18 protein-coding genes and 1 riboswitch are annotated in these 16,766 nt (G+C 37.8%); of the genes, 14 read left to right on the forward strand and 4 right to left on the reverse strand.

Annotated elements, in window-relative coordinates:
• Nucleotides 1–85 precede the first annotated feature (85 nt).
• Nucleotides 86–1,516, reverse strand: a complete 1,431-nt coding sequence (locus NFR27_RS08985) for an alanine/glycine:cation symporter family protein (RefSeq protein WP_251444182.1) — start codon at nucleotides 1,514–1,516, stop codon at nucleotides 86–88.
• A gap of 298 nt (nucleotides 1,517–1,814) precedes the next feature.
• Here NFR27_RS08985 and NFR27_RS08990 point away from each other — a divergent pair, with 298 nt between their 5' ends.
• The 13 genes from NFR27_RS08990 to NFR27_RS09050 all read left to right on the forward strand — a co-directional run bounded on the left by NFR27_RS08990 (nucleotide 1,815) and on the right by NFR27_RS09050 (nucleotide 13,986).
• The gene (locus NFR27_RS08990; protein WP_251444185.1) at nucleotides 1,815–2,441 is read left to right on the forward strand and encodes a trimeric intracellular cation channel family protein; all 627 of its coding nucleotides are present in this window, start codon (nucleotides 1,815–1,817) and stop codon (nucleotides 2,439–2,441) included.
• A gap of 203 nt (nucleotides 2,442–2,644) precedes the next feature.
• Nucleotides 2,645–4,390, forward strand: a complete 1,746-nt coding sequence (locus NFR27_RS08995) for a DUF4127 family protein (RefSeq protein ID WP_251444188.1) — start codon at nucleotides 2,645–2,647, stop codon at nucleotides 4,388–4,390.
• A 64-nt stretch (nucleotides 4,391–4,454) separates the two neighbouring features.
• Nucleotides 4,455–5,558, forward strand: a complete 1,104-nt coding sequence (locus tag NFR27_RS09000; protein ID WP_251454991.1) for an acyltransferase — start codon at nucleotides 4,455–4,457, stop codon at nucleotides 5,556–5,558.
• Nucleotides 5,559–5,664: 106 nt separating this feature from the next.
• Nucleotides 5,665–6,519 (forward strand): D-amino-acid transaminase, encoded by an 855-nt coding sequence (gene dat / locus NFR27_RS09005; RefSeq protein ID WP_251443977.1) that lies wholly within the window; start codon nucleotides 5,665–5,667, stop codon nucleotides 6,517–6,519.
• 7 nt (nucleotides 6,520–6,526) lie between these two features.
• Nucleotides 6,527–7,039: a hypothetical protein gene (locus NFR27_RS09010; protein ID WP_251443974.1), complete on the forward strand. Its 513-nt coding sequence runs from the start codon at nucleotides 6,527–6,529 to the stop codon at nucleotides 7,037–7,039.
• Nucleotides 7,040–7,272: 233 nt separating this feature from the next.
• A riboswitch (SAM riboswitch) is annotated at nucleotides 7,273–7,377 on the forward strand.
• 90 nt (nucleotides 7,378–7,467) lie between these two features.
• On the forward strand, nucleotides 7,468–8,514 hold the full coding sequence (locus tag NFR27_RS09015) for a methionine ABC transporter ATP-binding protein (RefSeq protein ID WP_251443971.1): 1,047 nt from the start codon (nucleotides 7,468–7,470) through the stop codon (nucleotides 8,512–8,514).
• Nucleotides 8,495–9,148: a methionine ABC transporter permease gene (locus NFR27_RS09020; protein WP_251443967.1), complete on the forward strand. Its 654-nt coding sequence runs from the start codon at nucleotides 8,495–8,497 to the stop codon at nucleotides 9,146–9,148. The genes NFR27_RS09015 and NFR27_RS09020 overlap by 20 nt, the downstream gene beginning before the upstream one ends.
• Before the next feature lie 91 nt (nucleotides 9,149–9,239).
• On the forward strand, nucleotides 9,240–10,055 hold the full coding sequence (locus NFR27_RS09025; RefSeq protein ID WP_251443964.1) for a MetQ/NlpA family ABC transporter substrate-binding protein: 816 nt from the start codon (nucleotides 9,240–9,242) through the stop codon (nucleotides 10,053–10,055).
• Nucleotides 10,056–10,180: 125 nt separating this feature from the next.
• Nucleotides 10,181–10,471 carry a YerC/YecD family TrpR-related protein gene (locus NFR27_RS09030; protein WP_251443960.1) on the forward strand — a complete coding sequence of 97 codons (291 nt, stop codon included), beginning with the start codon at nucleotides 10,181–10,183 and terminating at the stop codon, nucleotides 10,469–10,471.
• 7 nt (nucleotides 10,472–10,478) lie between these two features.
• Nucleotides 10,479–11,267, forward strand: a complete 789-nt coding sequence (locus NFR27_RS09035) for a TSUP family transporter (RefSeq protein WP_251443957.1) — start codon at nucleotides 10,479–10,481, stop codon at nucleotides 11,265–11,267.
• Between the two features lie 18 nt (nucleotides 11,268–11,285).
• Nucleotides 11,286–12,053 carry an SDR family NAD(P)-dependent oxidoreductase gene (locus NFR27_RS09040; RefSeq protein WP_251443940.1) on the forward strand — a complete coding sequence of 256 codons (768 nt, stop codon included), beginning with the start codon at nucleotides 11,286–11,288 and terminating at the stop codon, nucleotides 12,051–12,053.
• Nucleotides 12,054–12,203: 150 nt separating this feature from the next.
• Nucleotides 12,204–13,595, forward strand: coding sequence for a hypothetical protein (locus NFR27_RS09045; RefSeq protein WP_251443938.1), 1,392 nt, complete (start codon nucleotides 12,204–12,206; stop codon nucleotides 13,593–13,595).
• 46 nt (nucleotides 13,596–13,641) lie between these two features.
• Nucleotides 13,642–13,986: a YkvA family protein gene (locus tag NFR27_RS09050; protein WP_251443935.1), complete on the forward strand. Its 345-nt coding sequence runs from the start codon at nucleotides 13,642–13,644 to the stop codon at nucleotides 13,984–13,986.
• 131 nt (nucleotides 13,987–14,117) lie between these two features.
• On the opposite strand, the gene NFR27_RS09055 is transcribed toward NFR27_RS09050, so the two are convergent.
• The 3 genes from NFR27_RS09055 to NFR27_RS09065 form a co-directional block, all read right to left on the reverse strand.
• Nucleotides 14,118–14,348: a hypothetical protein gene (locus NFR27_RS09055; protein WP_251443933.1), complete on the reverse strand. Its 231-nt coding sequence runs from the start codon at nucleotides 14,346–14,348 to the stop codon at nucleotides 14,118–14,120.
• Nucleotides 14,349–14,521: 173 nt separating this feature from the next.
• On the reverse strand, nucleotides 14,522–15,256 hold the full coding sequence (locus NFR27_RS09060; RefSeq protein ID WP_251443931.1) for a metallophosphoesterase: 735 nt from the start codon (nucleotides 15,254–15,256) through the stop codon (nucleotides 14,522–14,524).
• Nucleotides 15,257–15,294: 38 nt separating this feature from the next.
• Nucleotides 15,295–16,062 carry a DUF4931 domain-containing protein gene (locus tag NFR27_RS09065; protein WP_251443929.1) on the reverse strand — a complete coding sequence of 256 codons (768 nt, stop codon included), beginning with the start codon at nucleotides 16,060–16,062 and terminating at the stop codon, nucleotides 15,295–15,297.
• Nucleotides 16,063–16,228: 166 nt separating this feature from the next.
• Between NFR27_RS09065 and NFR27_RS09070 the strand changes: the two genes are divergently transcribed.
• Entirely contained in the window at nucleotides 16,229–16,759 is a 531-nt protein-coding gene (locus NFR27_RS09070; protein ID WP_251443927.1) for an 8-oxo-dGTP diphosphatase, read from the forward strand.
• Nucleotides 16,760–16,766 lie beyond the last annotated feature (7 nt).

The raw sequence follows: 16,766 nt of genomic DNA on the forward strand, positions 1-16,766 counted from the left end.
TAAATAAGCGCCTTGTGAGTTTTCACAGGGCGCTTTTTGACTATAGATAACAATATGATTTTGTTAATATTGATGAATTTCCCATCTATTGATTTACTTCAGGATATTCATAAGAAGGTGGTCCATCTTGGCGGCTTTCGTCGTAATGTTTAAGGATACTTTTAATTTCTTTACGTAGTAAAATTAAGGCAATTAAGTTTGGAATTACCATAATACCGTTAAACATATCACTTAAATTCCACACAAAGTCTACTTTACCAGCAGAACCTAATACAATGAATACTAATACAATAATACGATAGATATGAATTGCTATATTTTTTTGTTTGAATAAGAATCGAATATTGGACTCACCGAAATAGTACCAACCAACTACGGTAGTAAAGGCGAAGAATGTTAAGCAAATAGCGATAATAGCAGGTCCAATATCACCAAAGGCGGTAGCAAAGGCTTGTTGGGTAATAAGTGCACCAGATAGACCTAGTTCATGACTACCAGTTAAAAGAATAATTAATGCGGTAGCTGTACAAATGATAATGGTATCAAAGAATACGCCAAAGAAAGCTACAAAACCTTGTAATACGGGATGTAATACTAATGCTGTAGCGTGAGCATGTGGGGTAGAGCCCATACCAGCTTCATTGGAGAATAAGCCACGAGCGACACCAAAACGAATGGCTTCTTTCATTGTTATACCTAAAGCGCCACCGCCAATAGCAGATGGGTTGAAAGCTCCTTCAAAAATATATTGTAAGGTAGGCATAATATGATTAGAGAATTTAAATAAAATAGCAATAGCGCATAAAATATATAAAAGCGCCATAAAAGGTACGACTAATTGGGCAAAGGTGGCAATGCGCTGTATTCCACCAATAAAAATTAAACCAGCTAATAGGGCGATTGAGATGCCAATATAAATAGGTTCAAAGCCAAAAGCACTATTTACAGAGGAGGCGATGGAATTGGATTGCACCATGCAACCAATAAAACCTAACGCAATAATAATGGCGATAGAAAAAAAGTACGCGAGAAAGTTAGCGGAATTAGAGCCTATAATATTTTTAAGACCTTTTGAAATGTAGAAGGCAGGGCCACCGATAAATTGGCCTTTAATATCCTCTCGATAATGTTGCGCTAATATTGCTTCTGAAAAAATGGTAGCCATACCAAACATAGCGCTTAACCACATCCAGAAGATTGCGCCTGGTCCACCAGCCATAATAGCAGTAGCAACACCAGCTACATTTCCGGTTCCGACTTGAGCGGAGATTGCCACAGCAAGTGCTTGAAATGAAGATATCGATTTTTCATTGTTACTGCCTTCAGGTTTATGACCTTTATAAAGGCGACCAAAGACTTGACGACAGGCAGGACCGAAGCGAATAAATTGTGGAGCCCCTAGATAAATAGTAAAGAAAATGCCAATTCCTACCAAAGCATACATAAGTATGTATCCCCAAAGTACATCATTAATTGCTGTAACAATAGTTTCTAATACTACAATAAAATGTTCCATCGCAATCCCTCTCTTCTTATACGTATTCTCAGTTTATGAGCTGACGCTATTGAAAAATAAACAGAATATGAAAATTATATTATCATTAAAAGTCTCTTTTGTAAATACAAATGTTTATTTAAAAGAGACAAGGCATATATTACTATTTAGAATTAAGTATGTACTAAATTAAACCAGTTATTTTAAAGGAGTCAGTGTATGATATAATATGAGGTAGCTTTAAGAATGAGAGATATTTATTATTGGGGGATTTAAACATTATAGATTAGTGGTGGGTTTTACTAAAGGAGAATTCATCTTGGAATTACTATGGTTTACGTTTGATATTATTGGCACGATTGCCTTTGCCATTTCAGGGACTCTTGTGGGGATTGGTCGGCGAATGGATATTTTTGGTATGCTCGTGTTGGCTTTGGCCACTGCTATTGGTGGCGGTATTATGCGTGATTTGATTGTTGGTAATATTCCGCCCAATTCACTGCGTACGTTTACCTATGTGTTTATTGTAATGGCGGTTACATTTGGGGTCTTTTTTATTTATCGCGTACGGCGAGCTCATTATATTGGCACACGGTGGGTGCGTCGCATGTATCTGGGTGCTGACACGCTCGGTCTTGCCTCTTTTACTGTAACTGGGGCAGGGATAGGGGTATATAACTATCCTGAAATGCCAGTTCTTGCAGTTATCTTGGGGCTTTTGACTGCTGTTGGTGGCGGGGTTATTCGCGATGTCTTAGCACAGCGTGTACCGTCAGTATTGCGGGAAGAGGTTTATGCGTTACCCGCTATTATTGGAGGGATTGTGTACTATGCGTTTTATCATGCCGGGCAATGGCAGATGGCGTCGTATAGTGCATTTATTATTGTTGTGGTTATTCGTACTCTAGCATTACGCTATAGTTGGAGTTTGCCACGCATTCGGTAGGAGTAGGCTGTTAGTGTGGATTTTAGTTTTATTATATATGTTCCTATGGTATAATATATAAGATTAAAAAAGACTTATAAACAGTCGTTTCAGAGAGATTTTCAATGAAAATTAGATAGTTTCACTTATTCATCGGGATAAGTGCGGAGATGGTATTGCTAGACAGGTTTGTTAGCAAGTGAATTAAGAAGGAGTTGAGTATATTGGGTAAACGATTTTCCTGGTTTGCAGGCGCTTTGGCAGCGGCTGTGTTATGGGGAACATCGCAAGTATCGGCGGCAACGATTTTATTTGTGCCACAAGATAACCGGCCAGTTAGTTTGTCTTATACTGTTGATACTGCTGAAGGTGCTGGCTATACAGTAATTACACCGCCAGATTATTTAGTATCTGGTAAAAATTATCATGGTGAAGCGGATAAAATTTGGCAATGGGTTGATGAAAATGCAGCTCGTGCTGATGTAATGGTATTGAGCACTGACACCTTGATTTATGGCGGTTTGGTTGACTCTCGTAAACATAATTTATCTTTAAATATGTTATTAAATCGGACTAAGCAGATTGGCAGTTTGCATGCTAAATATCCAAATGTACCAATTTATGCGTTCGGTACTGTCATGCGTTCACCTCGTGCTAGTGGTGGCGGTGTAGAGCCTTCGTATTATGATGAATATGGCCCAACAATTTTCCAAATTGCGGCCTTACAAGATAAATTAGACGCAGGTAATTTAAGCCAAGAAGAACAAGCTAGTTTAGTGCAATTACAAGCTACTGTGCCTATTGAATATTTACAAGATTGGTTTAATCGTCGTCAAAAGAATATGACTGTAAATCGGGCGTTAATTGATGAAACACGTAAAGGTGTTTTCAAATATTTCGCTCTTGGTCATGATGATACAAGCACGTTATCCCAATCCGCTTTGGAAAGTCGTTACTTGAAATTATATAGTAAAGGTCTTAAAGTTGATCAATATGGTAGCTTCCCTGGGGCAGACCAATTAGGTTTATTGCTCATTGCTCGGGCTCATGTGGACCGCAATAATTTAAAACCATCTTTTGAAATGATTTATCCATTAGGTGGTGCTGGTGAAACGGTACCTCACTATGAAGATCAGTCGGTGGCTAAAACGATTGCAGAACATATTGAAGCTGTAGGCGGTACCATGACAACCAATGGTAAACCAGATATTTTATTGGCTGTGAATACACCATTAGGCAAGGTAACTGGGGAATCAGAAGCATTTGAAAACTTCCCAATGATTTCAGCTAGTACAAATGCCTTTTTAGATAAAATTGAAACGGCTATTAATCAACAGGTGCCAGTGAGTGTAGCTGATATTTCTTACTCCAATGGCGCTGATAATACCTTTGTATATGGCCTTTATAAACGTGATTTGTTATATAAAGTAGAATCTTATAATGGTTGGAATACGGCAAGTAATACGGTTGGTTATGCTATTGCGCAAGGTGTTTTAGGCAAAGTTATGCCAGAACAAGAAAAGCGCAATATGTTGACACAACAATATTTGGATAACTGGGCATATCAGGCGAATATTCGTAAGGATATTTATCGTATGCAAGATTCCATTCGTACGGATAATGTGCGCTATACTGGTACGTTAAATGAGAAACTAGAAGCCTATATGGGTGAACGAGTGCAAGATTTTGCTGAAAAATATTTAAAAATCGATCCTCGGACAGTATCTGCTCGATTCCCTTGGGGCCGTTTATTCGAAACGGATATTACTGTATATGATCAACCAGTAGCTCCATTACAAAAAGAATTGCGTTTACAGCGAGAAGCAGAAGCACGGGCTAAAGCAGAAGCAGAAGCAAAAGCTAAGGCTGAAGCAGAGGCAAAAGCTAAAGCAGCAGCTAATGGTGCGGTGGCACCGACGACTGATACTAGTGGCGCTATGTCCACACCAGTACCAGTAACGAAAGAATAGACAGATGTATACGGGACGGAGGGCTTAGTCCTTCGTCCTGTTTTTGTTAGAGAGGAGAACTGTTTTGAAACAGTCGTTTTTACCTGAAATTACGTATATGCGCGGGCTTTGTATGTTAGGCGTTATTGGGATTCATGTGGGCTCCTTTGCATTAAGTAATCCCCAGGCAAATACACAGCTCATAGGGTTGCTCGAGATATTGTCTCGGTTTACAGTGCCGGCTTTTTTCTTTTTATCCGCTTTTGGCCTATTTTATCATACGTCAAGTATGGCTGATTTTTCTTACAAGGATTTTCTCTGGCGACGTTCTCGTGTAGTGTTATTTCCCTATGTAGCTTGGTCATTATTATATATTTTGTATGCCGGTATTTCTGCCGGTAGTTTAGCTGGGTTTTTACCACGGTATTTATTGCCTACCTTATTCTTTGGAAATGGATATTACCATTTATATTTTATAGTCATTTTGCTTTGGTTCTACCTTCTTATGCCACTGTGGCGATTGCTGGTGCGAGGCATTTTGCAACGGCCTATAGTATGGTTAAGTTTACTATTTCTGGTACAAGTGGCATTTAATTACTGGTCCTCTTACTATAGTGGGCATATTACGTTTCAAAATCCTTGGTTACAATATGCTTACTCTATGAAGCTTAATTATTGGGTGTTGCATTATGTATGGATATTCTTGTTAGGCGCTGTAGTGGCAGAGCGTTATGAAAACGTAGTGGAGGGGCTGTGGCGCTATCGAGGGGCTTTAACTATGGTGTTTGCTTTTTCTGTAGCCTTAATGATGGGGAGCTATTATTATGTATTAAGTGAGCGACATTACACCTTGTTAGAGGCTATTTATACGATACATCAATTAAGCCCTATGGGGATGATATATACTGGTGCAGCTACGCTGTTTTTCTTGTTTTTCTTTTTAGCAACGCCTATGAGCAGTGGGGCGAAGGCATTTTGGGAGCAAATCGGCAATCAGTCTTATGGGATTTATTTAATTCATCCGTTTATGCTCATTGTATTGACCTATGGTATGGCGCAAGCGCAGTTACAGTATACGGCGGTAGTGGTTATTGGATTGTATATTTGTACGGTTTGTTTATCCTATTTGGGGACATTAGGTTTACAACAATTGCCTAAAGTAGTACGTCGTATTTTACTAGGGCGGTAGTGCAGATTTTTCAGGACTGTGCTATAATCGAAACATAATTATAGTCAGTATTTTGTGTAGTTTATACTTACGTATTCCACACAGCTTAGAATAGAGAGGTGTTCCAATGAAAGAGTTAACCTATTTTAATGGTGAATTTGTTGAACCAGGTGCTAAATGTGTGAGTCTTGATGACCGTGGTTATTGTTTTGGTGATGGTGTATATGAAGTAACTCGTGTTTTTAATGGTCGTTGCTTTGCTTTTTCCTATCATCAAGATCGACTCTATCGTTCCATGCGTTTCATGGATATTCCTGTAAAAATGCCACCAGAAGATTTACAAGAATTACATGAAATTATGATTGAACAAAGTGGTATTACGGATGGCTATATTTATTTACAAATTACTCGAGGCGTAGAACCTCGCCATCATGCGTATGACCGAGCTAAATTGGATCCTACCATGTATATGTACATTCGCCCAATTAAAGAAGATTTAAGTAAATTAGGGGAAGGGGTAAAAGCCATTAGCTTACCAGATGAACGTTGGCATCATGTAGATATTAAGACGTTGAATTTAATTCCTAATATTTTGGCACAAACAAAGGCAGAAAAGAAATTTGCTTATTCAGCTGTGTTGTTCCGTGATGGCATTTGTACTGAAGGGGCAACGTCCAATGTATTTGCCGTTAAAGATGGTATTTTATATACTCATCCTGCTAATGAATTGATTCTAAAAGGGATTACACGTCAGTTAGTAGTGACCAGAGTAGCACCTACGGCAGGGGTATCCTTGATTGAAAAGGAATTTGATCGTGAATTTGTAGATTCTGCGGATGAATTATTCTTTACCGATACCATTGGCGGTATTATTCCGATTACAAAATTAGACCGTCAACCTGTTGGTGATGGCAAAGTGGGGCCTGTGGCGTTGAAACTACGTGAAGGCTATGAAAAACTGTTGGCGGAAGGTTTGGCGTAATTAATTTATGGAACTTCGTACATTAACAGGTACAGCATTATTGTTGGCCGTGGCCTTATTAAGCCAAAGTTTGCGTGTGATTTTGCCAGTGCCACCAATGGTTAGTATGTTTCTAATTGGCTCCTTAGTAGGGCTAAGTATGCTATTGGCAACTATGCGCTATGGTGCAGTTAGCGGACTTGTTATTGCTTGGGTAACACCTATCATCGCGTTTATGCAATCCATGTTGCCATTTGCTCCATTTATTCCATTGGTTGGTATTGGCAATTCTGTATTTGTTATCTTAGGGCGTTTATTACAAAATCAGCCAGTTTGGTTACAGACTTTTGTTTGTAGTGTAGCTAAAGGGGTTGTACTGTATTGTAGTTTTTCCCTATTATTTATTGGTTTTTCCGTGCCGTATCCAGTTGAAAAGGCTGTATTGCTTATGATGAGTTGGCCACAATTGATTACAGGGGCTATTGCCGTCATGGGCGCGCGTTTTTTGTTGAATCGGAAGGCTTTTAAAGTGTGGCAGTAACTTTGGGTATGATAATTTAAGCTTTTTATGTTATATAGTGATTAGTAAACATAAAATTAAAATAAAAATTAAAATTAAAACGACTTAGTTAAAGTCTGCCTTGTAAAAATTTATGTCAGGCTACGGCTAAGTCGTTTTTTTGATTTCTTGATTAAAATTTTTGATATATTTAATTCCTCTATTGACAGTATGTCTATCCAGTGATATGATTTTATCACGTTAAAAAATACATAGGTTCATCAAGAGTTGACTGAGGGACTGGCCCGATGAAGTCGCGGCAACCATCCAAATAGGAACGGTGCCAATTCCAACGAAGTAATCACTTCGACAGATGAAGAACAGGGAACTACTCTTCATGTGTTATGGAGAGTTTTTTGTTTTTATATGTATTTCAATAGAGAGTGTTTTGAGAAAAGGAGAGCGATCACATGATTGAACTGACGCATATCAGTAAGGTTTATGAAGGACCGAATCGTGTAGAAGCCTTGAAGGATATTAGCCTTTCTGTAAAGGAAGGGGAAATATTTGGTGTCATTGGCCAAAGTGGGGCTGGTAAATCTACATTGATTCGCTGTATTAATATGTTAGAACGACCTACTTCTGGTGAAGTGGTTGTTGATGGTGTAGATTTAACAAAATTAAGTGATAAAGATTTACGAGAACAGCGTAAAAATATTGGTATGATTTTCCAGCATTTTAACTTACTATCTTCTCGTACAGTATATGACAATGTGGCCTTTCCGTTAGAATTGCAAGGCCTTAGCAAAGCGGAAATTAAAGAGCGCATATTACCAATTTTAGACATTGTAAAATTGAGCGACCGTTTAAATAACTATCCATCGCAATTATCTGGAGGTCAGAAACAGCGTGTAGGGATTGCTCGTGCCTTGGCAAGTAATCCAAAAGTATTGCTTTGTGATGAAGCAACGTCAGCGCTTGATCCACAGACAACTAAATCTATTTTAGAATTGTTGAAGGATATTAATGAAAAGTTAAAATTAACGATTGTCCTCATTACTCATGAAATGCAAGTGATTAAGGAAATCTGTGACCGTGTAGCGGTTATTGAAGGTGGCGTTATCTTAGAAGAAGGGCCTGTTGTTGATGTATTTACTGGACCTAAAGAAAAAACGACCAAAGAATTTGTTGGCGCTATTATCAGTCATAAGTTGCCAGAAGAAGCTTGGCGTCATTTGAACGTACAACCTGAATGGCGTGAAGGATTACATCCTATTATTCGCCTTAATTTCGTTGGCAATGTAGTGGATGAGCCTATTGTAGCTGGTATGATTCGGCGTTTTGGTCTTGACGTAAGCATACTATTTGGCGGTGTTGACTATATTCAAGATAAAAGCTTTGGTCATTTGATCGTTGTACTAGATGGGGAACGAGAAAATGAAGAACGAGGCATTCAATACTTGAAAGAGTTACCTATTGGAAGTGAGGTGATTGGCTATGTCGCAACAAATCATTAATTTGTTGATTCAAGGGCTAGGTGAAACCCTACAGATGACAATTATCTCTACCGTGGTAGCCACTATTATTGGGATTCCATTAGGGGTTATTCTTGTTATTACTGGCAAAGGCCATATTTTAGAAAATAAAGCATTAAATACAGTGTTAGGGGCTGTTGTAAACGCCTTGCGTTCGATACCATTTATCATTTTGATGGTAGCTATTATCCCATTGACTCGTATTATTGCGGGTACCTCTATTGGTACTACCGCCGCTTGTGTACCATTAACTATTGCGGCAATTCCATTTTTAGCGCGTTTAGTAGAAACGTCGATTCGTGAAATTAATAGTGGTGTTATTGAAGCGGCACAAGCTATGGGGGCGTCACCTTTGCAAATCATTCGCAAAGTGTTATTGCCAGAAGCCTTGCCTACTATTATTGACAATATTACGGTATTAATTGTTAACTTGATTAGTTACTCCGCTATGGCTGGTGCTATCGGTGGTGGTGGTCTTGGGGACATCGCTATTCGCTATGGTTACCAACGTTTCCAAGGGGATGTAATGTTAGCAACTATCGTTATCTTAATTGTTTTAGTACAATTGATTCAATCTTGTGGTGATTTCTTATCCCGCAAAGTGAATAAACGCTAAGTACAACTGGTTTGTTAGTTGTAGTTAATAGTTTTTAGATAGTATTTTAAAATAGTAGTAAATTGAGATTTGAGAGAAAGAGGGAACACACATGAAAAAATTAGCGTTTTTATTGGCTGCTATCGCTACATTTGCTCTTGTATTAGTGGGCTGTGGTAGTGATAGCAAAGAAAGTGCAAATGGCACTAATCAAGAATTTTCTGTTGGGGTAACGGCAGGACCTCATGCGCAAGTGATGGATTTTGTTGCTAAAGAAGCAGAAAAACAAGGTTTTAAAATTAAAGTAGTGGAATTTAATGACTACATTCAACCGAATATTGCTTTAGAACAAAAAGAGTTGAGTGCTAATTCGTTCCAACATCAGCCATTCTTGGACAACATGGTGACCGAACGAGGTCTACATTTAGTATCCGTAGGTAAGACTATTTTATTACCAATGGGTTTATATTCTAATCAGTATAAAGATTTGAGCACTGTTCCAAATGGTGCTTCGGTAGCAATTCCTAATGATCCAACTAATGGTGGTCGAGGTTTATTGTTATTACAACAAGCAGGCCTTTTAAAATTAAAAGATGGGGGCAGTCCAAAATCTACTGTAGCAGATATTGTGGAAAATCCTAAAAATCTTCAGATTAAAGAATTGGAAGCAGCACAAATTGCTCGTTCTTTAAATGATGTGGATATTGCTTGTGTAAATACTAACTATGCGCTAAATGCTGGTCTTAATCCATTGAAGGATGCTGTAGTAGTAGAAAGTAAAGAGTCTCCGTTTGCTAATGTAGTAGCTGTACGTGAAGGGGATAAAGATAGTGAAACTGTTAAAAAATTCTTATCTATTTATCAATCTGAGGCAACTAAGAAATTTATCGAAGATACCTTCAAAGGTTCTATTATTTCAGCTTTCTAAGGATGAAATAAGCTAGTTATTAATTATGAAGAAGACTTTTGCACTTTTTTGTGTGAAAGTCTTTTTCTTTTACCCCATTATGTAATATAATTAAAATAAATCTAAATTACTAAGGGAGGATCTTTATGAGTGTCAATGAGAAATTACGCAATCCTATGAATGACCAGTTATTCCAGGCTATATTAGCTTTGGAAACAATCGATGAGTGTTATGAATTCTTTGAAGATATTTGTACGGTCAATGAGCTAAAAGCATTGGCACAGCGTTTGCAGGTCGCACGGATGTTAGAATCTGGTGAAAGTTATGATAACATTGTAGAAACAACCGGTGCTAGTACTGCTACTATTAGCCGAGTAAAGCGGTGTTTAGTATATGGCGCCGATGGCTATAAAACGATTCTAAGTCGTTTGAAATGAGGAATATATGGATATAGTAAGCATGGTAGATCCTGCGTTGATGCTACCCTTAGTTTTATTTGTAGCAGGTGCTTTAGCAGGTTTTGTAGATTCTATTGTTGGGGGTGGCGGTCTAATTTCAGTGCCGGCGATGTTACTGACTAATTTACCGCCTAGTGTAGCGTTAGGTAGTAATAAATTATCTAGTGTATTTGGCGCGTTAACAGCGTCTATTGCTTACGCACGGTCTGGCATGGTAGAATGGCCCCTCGTAAAAAAGTTAATGCCGATTACCTTTATTGGTTCACTACTAGGTACGTGGTTGGTTATTAGCATTCCCCCTTTATATTTGAAGCCGATTATTATTGTTTTATTAGTTAGTGTTCTCTTATTTGTATTATTTAAAAAAGATTGGGGCACCGTAACTACCTATGCAGGGGCTTCGCAGAAAAAGTTACTACTCTTGGCATTAGGCGCTTTGACGCTTGGCTTTTATGATGGGTTTGTAGGACCTGGCACAGGTACTTTTTTGATATTCATGTTTATCTATGCAGGGTTTAACTTTTTATATTCTTCAGGTAATGCAAAGTTACTTAATTTTACGAGTAATTTAGGTTCTTTAATATTATTTTTGGCACTAGGTCACGTAGATTATGTGTTAGGTTTATCGGCTGGCGCTGGGCAGATTATTGGAGCCACATTGGGCTCGCGGCTAGCCATTAAAAAAGGCGTAGGCTTAGTTCGTTTTGTGTTTATTGCTACAACAGTGAGCATGCTTTGTAAATTGACTTATGATTATGCAGTGACTCATTGGTAAGTGAAGGACGGTGATTGTATGCCAATTAATAGTGAAAATCAAGTAGCCCTTATTAGTGGCGGTACCTCCGGTATTGGCTTCGCTACCGCACAGTTATTATTGAAACAAGGTTGGTGTGTAGTCATTAATGGGCGCAATGAACGGGCAGGACAAGAAGCAGTAGTTAAATTACGACGCATTTCCTCTAAAGTTCGTTTTGTACAAGGCGATGTAAGTAAGGTTATGAATTGTCGTCGCATTGTAGAAGAAACTTGTCGTTTATTTGGTGATATTAGTGCTTTGGTTACGGCAGCAGGTTTTTATAAAGAAGAATTATTGGATGAAGTAACGGAGCAAGATTTCGATGAAATGATTGGCACCAATGTGAAAGGAACTGTCTTTTTATGTCAAGCAGCAGCACCTTGTTTACGGCGTACTAAAGGCAGTATTGTGACGGTATCTAGTGATGCCGGCTTGCAGGGGAATGTAGCGTGCTCTGTATATGGAGCTTCTAAAGGTGCTATTGTAAGCTTTACCAAATCTTTAGCTCTTGAAATGGCAGTACATAATGTGCGGGTAAATTGTGTTTGTCCTGGCGATGTGGATACATCCTTAGTAGCACGTCAGCTGGCAGAAAGCAATCAAACCTTTGAAGAAGCTATGGAAGAAATGGCTACCCACTATCCATTGGGTCGAATTGCAAAACCAGAAGAAATTGGTGAAGTAATTGCCTTTTTATTAAGCTCCAAAGCATCCTTTGTAACAGGCGCAGCTTGGACTATAGACGGAGGCTTAACAAGCTGGTAATACTTGTAAGATTGAGCTAATTTCTACTATTTTGCATAATTTATATAGGAAAAAAGAGGATTTTTTCTTCTTTATATAGAAATTATTATAGTAAAGGTCTATAATTGAATTATATTGTTAAACTTTACAGGTGATAAAGGAGAGGTATAGATGGAAGACGTAAAAGATTTGATGACTCATCCTGAGGGAACGTTAGCGGCTGTAGAAGCAGAATTAGCAAATCGTGATGCTGAGATTGAAACTATTTGCCGTTGGGCTGCAGCACGTGCTGGCGTGCTTGTGATGGCACCAAAACTTAGTACGACAGCTTTAATTGCTAATGATGCGTATATGGTAAGTCGCATTGCCGCTGTATATGGTCATACCGCAACAGCTGGTGCCATTATTGGCTTCCTCGGTGGTTTAGGTGGTAGTTTAGTAAGTGCTTTACTAACATCGGTATTGCCTAATCCAAAAATTAAAATTCCCCTTGCTGTCTGTTTGACGTACGCAGTAGGTAAATGTGCTAAAACTTGGGTTGAAGGTGGCATGCCTATGCCTGGTGATTTCTCTGAATATAGAGAACGTTTAGCTGATATTATTGATCATAACAAAACGACGATTAAAGCACTTATGGATTCGCCAATGAGAAACAAACCATTAGGTGATGAAGGTAAAGATTTCTTAGCAGAAGCTGGCGTTAATAAAGATGATTTCTTAGGTCTTAGTCGTCTTAATTTAAGTGAATTATTTAGTGGCGATACATTAGCTAATCTTGGCTCTTTAAAAAATGTAGTGCTTGGTGTTGCTGCCGCTGCCGTAGCAGGTGTAGCGGGTAAAGCGATTGCTAATTCTGATAAAGAATATATTGCTAATGCTAAACATGCTTTATCCGGTATTGGAGCTTTATTGGTGACTGTTAGTGGCGCAGCTTTAGATTTAGCCGCTGGTGGTGCAAGCTCTGCTGTAAAATCTACTGATGATGTGAAGTCCACTGTATTAGGGAAATTAAGTGATTTATTGTCCGTAGCTGGCAATCGTAAAGAAGATGTAGTTGAACGAGTAAGTGATTTTATTGTTTCTGCAGGTGATAAACGAGAAGAGGTTGTGAAAAAAGTGAGCAATTTAGTAGATTCTGCAAAAGATAAAAAAGAAGAATTAGTCGATTTAGCGAAAGATAAAAAAGAAGAATTAGCTGATAAAGCAAGTGATTTAGCCGATAAAGCTAAAGATAAGGCTAGCGATTTAGCTGATTTAGCAAAAGACAAAAAAGAGGAATTAGCCGATAAAGCGAGTGATTTAGCTGATAAAGCTAAAGATAAGGCTAGTGACTTAGCTGATTTAGCAAAAGATAAAAAAGAAGAATTAGCTGATAAAGCGAGTGATTTAGCTGATAAAGCTAAAGATAAGGCTAGTGACTTAGCTGATTTAGCAAAAGATAAAAAAGAAGAATTAGCTGATAAAGCGAGTGATTTAGCTGATAAAGCTAAAGATAAAGCGGAAGAAGTAAAAGGCAAAGTAGAAGAAACTGTTGATGAAGCCAAATCTAAATTACAAAAATAATTTAGTAAGTCAGGCTAAGTACCGTAGTATATAGGAGTGAGTTTTAATGAGTCCTTTAAAGTTATTAAAGTACGCGAAGTTTTTTTCGTCATCTAAGTTTTTACGCTTTGCTAGCGGGATTGGTAAAAATGTAGCATTTTTACGTCGCGCATGTATTCTATTCTATTGTTTTCGTGATCCAGATACCCCAAAATATGTAAAAGCTATTATTGCAGGGGCTTTAGGGTATTTGATTTTACCAATTGATGTGATTTCGGATCGTATCCCAGGTCTTGGTTGGGTAGATGATGCGGCTGTTATCGCGTTAGCCTTTAAAGTGGCTAATCGTTCAATTAAACCAATGCATCGTGAACAGGCTCAAAAATTAGTGCCGTTTGGTTCGGAAGATTAAAATTGTGGTAAGTATAACTTACTAATATAAAAGCTGTAACAAAACGTGGCTTTGGCCATCAGTTTGTTACAGCTTTTTTGTGCTATTATAGTATATTTTATTCTAAAACTTTGTGAACCTAATCCCAGCTTTTAAAAGGAACGTTTGCCTAGTTTAGGATGACTACAAGGTTTTAGCGTTAAACGGTCGATGAGGTGAGCCGCTTCTTCTAACTCTACATCTTCATAACTGCCTTGACGCTCTAGGACACACATAGGGTGGTCTACACCGACTTCACCAGCAGGTAGATACACATATTCTTCGTTAGCCGTATCGCCAAAAATATAGCCGGCTTGTAAATGTTCTTTATGGATTCGACTCATATTCGCTCCTTATATTCTTAGTTTTATATTATATACTCTGTGTTAGTTATATGAATTGTGATAGTTATATGAATTGTGTTAGTTATATGAATTGTGTTAGTTATATGAATTGTATTAGTTATATGAATTGTATTAGTTATGATGAATTGTATTAGTTATATACCTTGCTTTCGCTATATAATTTGTTTTAGTTTAAAATTCATAAAATCAGCAGATACTAAATGTAATTGTGTGTTGCCAAAATGGTCAGGTATACGTTCAAAGGATGTTTTATCATGTAAATGACCAAAAATACAGTGGTCGACTTTATAGTTAGCCAATAAATCGGTAAAACCACTCGCTTCATTTTTATCATTAAATGGGGGATAGTGTAATAATAAAATGCGCAGAGTAGGTAATACTTTTTGATTTGCGCTAGTCTTTTCATAGTTTGATAGGGCTTTTTCCATTTCTTGTAAAGCTGCTTCAGTGCGAAGTAACTCGCGAGCGTAAATGGAAGTATCCGAATCTTCATTGAAGGATGTATCACGGGGGCATAAGTAACCGCGTGTGCCTCCAAAAGCAATATTGTTTACAGCCGTGCCATGACCTTGTAAAAAGGTAAGGCTATGATTTAGAGCAGCATTCATTTTATTAGCACTACTCCACCAATAGTCATGATTGCCACGAATTAAATAAATTTGTCCAGGTAAATTGGCGATTGTTTGTAAATCAGGGACGGCTTCCTCCAATTTTAAAGCCCAGGAAATATCCCCTACAACAAAGACGATATCTTCTGGACTTACTTGTTCCTGCCAAGCTGTAATAATTCGGTCACGATGATTTTGCCAATGGGGGCCAAACACATCCATTGGCTTAGTAGGTGGTTCTCCTGAAAAATGAAGATCGCCAATGGCAAAAATTTTCATAGGTTCTCCTTAAAATAATGGAAGTTTACTTAATTGTACTATTTGAAAAAGTCTCGATTTAGTTCCTCTTTGACTTGCTCAATGCGCTCTGTATTACTAATTTGGCTAATTGAATAGCCTACATATAGAGGCGAAGTAATATAACGAGGTACTATTTTAACATACTGTGAATCGGTATGCAAATCGTAGAAGAATAAGTTATAGGAGCCACTATGTTTAGAAAAATCTGTCAATATATATTGAAGTAGTTGTTGTATGCGACGACTCATTAAGGCTAAGGACGTTTGTTGGTTAAACTTCATATTAAATTCGAAGAAGCCAATAATTGGTTGGCTCGATAGGGTAATTACTAAGTTTGGATCTTCTTTTAAGATGGGTCCTTCAAAATGATGTTCTTTAATATCTTGCCGATAGTCATAGTCGTAAAGACCAATAATTTGGCTGTGTGGATGGCGAATGGAGCCGCCTGACATAGGGCCGAAATTTTTGAAATAGAGTACAGATTTAAATTCGTCACGTTCCATAGTTTCTTGCCATTTATGCAATGAAAAGGCTAGAACTTTTTCCGCTTGCTCAGGCGTATAGCGTGAATACTCACTAAAGCAATCATGGGTTTCAATGATAACTGTAGGCCAAGTTCGTTCTAATACAGGATATTTGTTCATAAGCCAAATAATATCATCTTCTGTTTCTAATATATTGGTTAATTGATCGACAGTACAGAAGGGACAGGCTACTTCACGATGGCGAATATTTTCAGGTTTACTACGGCCTATAGCGATATTAAATATTAGTGGTTCGTTCATAAGTGCACCTCTCTTATTTAATACTATCACAGGTTGGGACTTTTGGGCAGTATGATATAATTAATTAGTATAGATAATTTTAAAAATTTCTATATAATGATTATAATAATAAAAGTAGAGTAATAAGCATTCGCAAATATAGGAGAATGCTTAGTGAGGAGTTTGTATGAAACCTACTACCTTGTGCTTAATTATAAATGATAAGCAAGAAATTTTATTAGGTCGTAAGAAACGAGGCTTTGGAGCCGGTAAATATAATGGTTTTGGTGGTAAAAAACAGGAGGATGAAACATTTCGGCAATGTGCAGTCCGTGAAATCTTTGAAGAAGTGTCATTAATCGTAAACCCAGAAGACTTAATACCGGTAGCCATTATGAATTTCCAGTTTCCCTATGAAGAAACATTAAATCATCTTAATTATACATATATTGTTAAACAGTACGAAGGTTTACCACTAGAAAGTGAAGAAATGGAGCCGCAATGGTTTTCTTTTTCAGACATCCCTTATGAACTGATGTGGAAAGGCGATGATACGTGGATTCCTGAAGTATTAGCTGGTAAGCTACTCCATACATTGCTCATTTTTGGCAAGGATAATGATGAAGTAAAATTAGCTGAAAATACCTATGTTGATACGATTGAAGAATTTGAGACCATAGAAGCTATTACAGCTTGTTTGCGAAAGGAACGTAATTAGTGAATAG

It is taken from the genome of Veillonella intestinalis (genome assembly GCF_943192895.1).
Classification (GTDB): Bacteria; Bacillota; Negativicutes; order Veillonellales; family Veillonellaceae; genus Veillonella_A; species Veillonella_A intestinalis.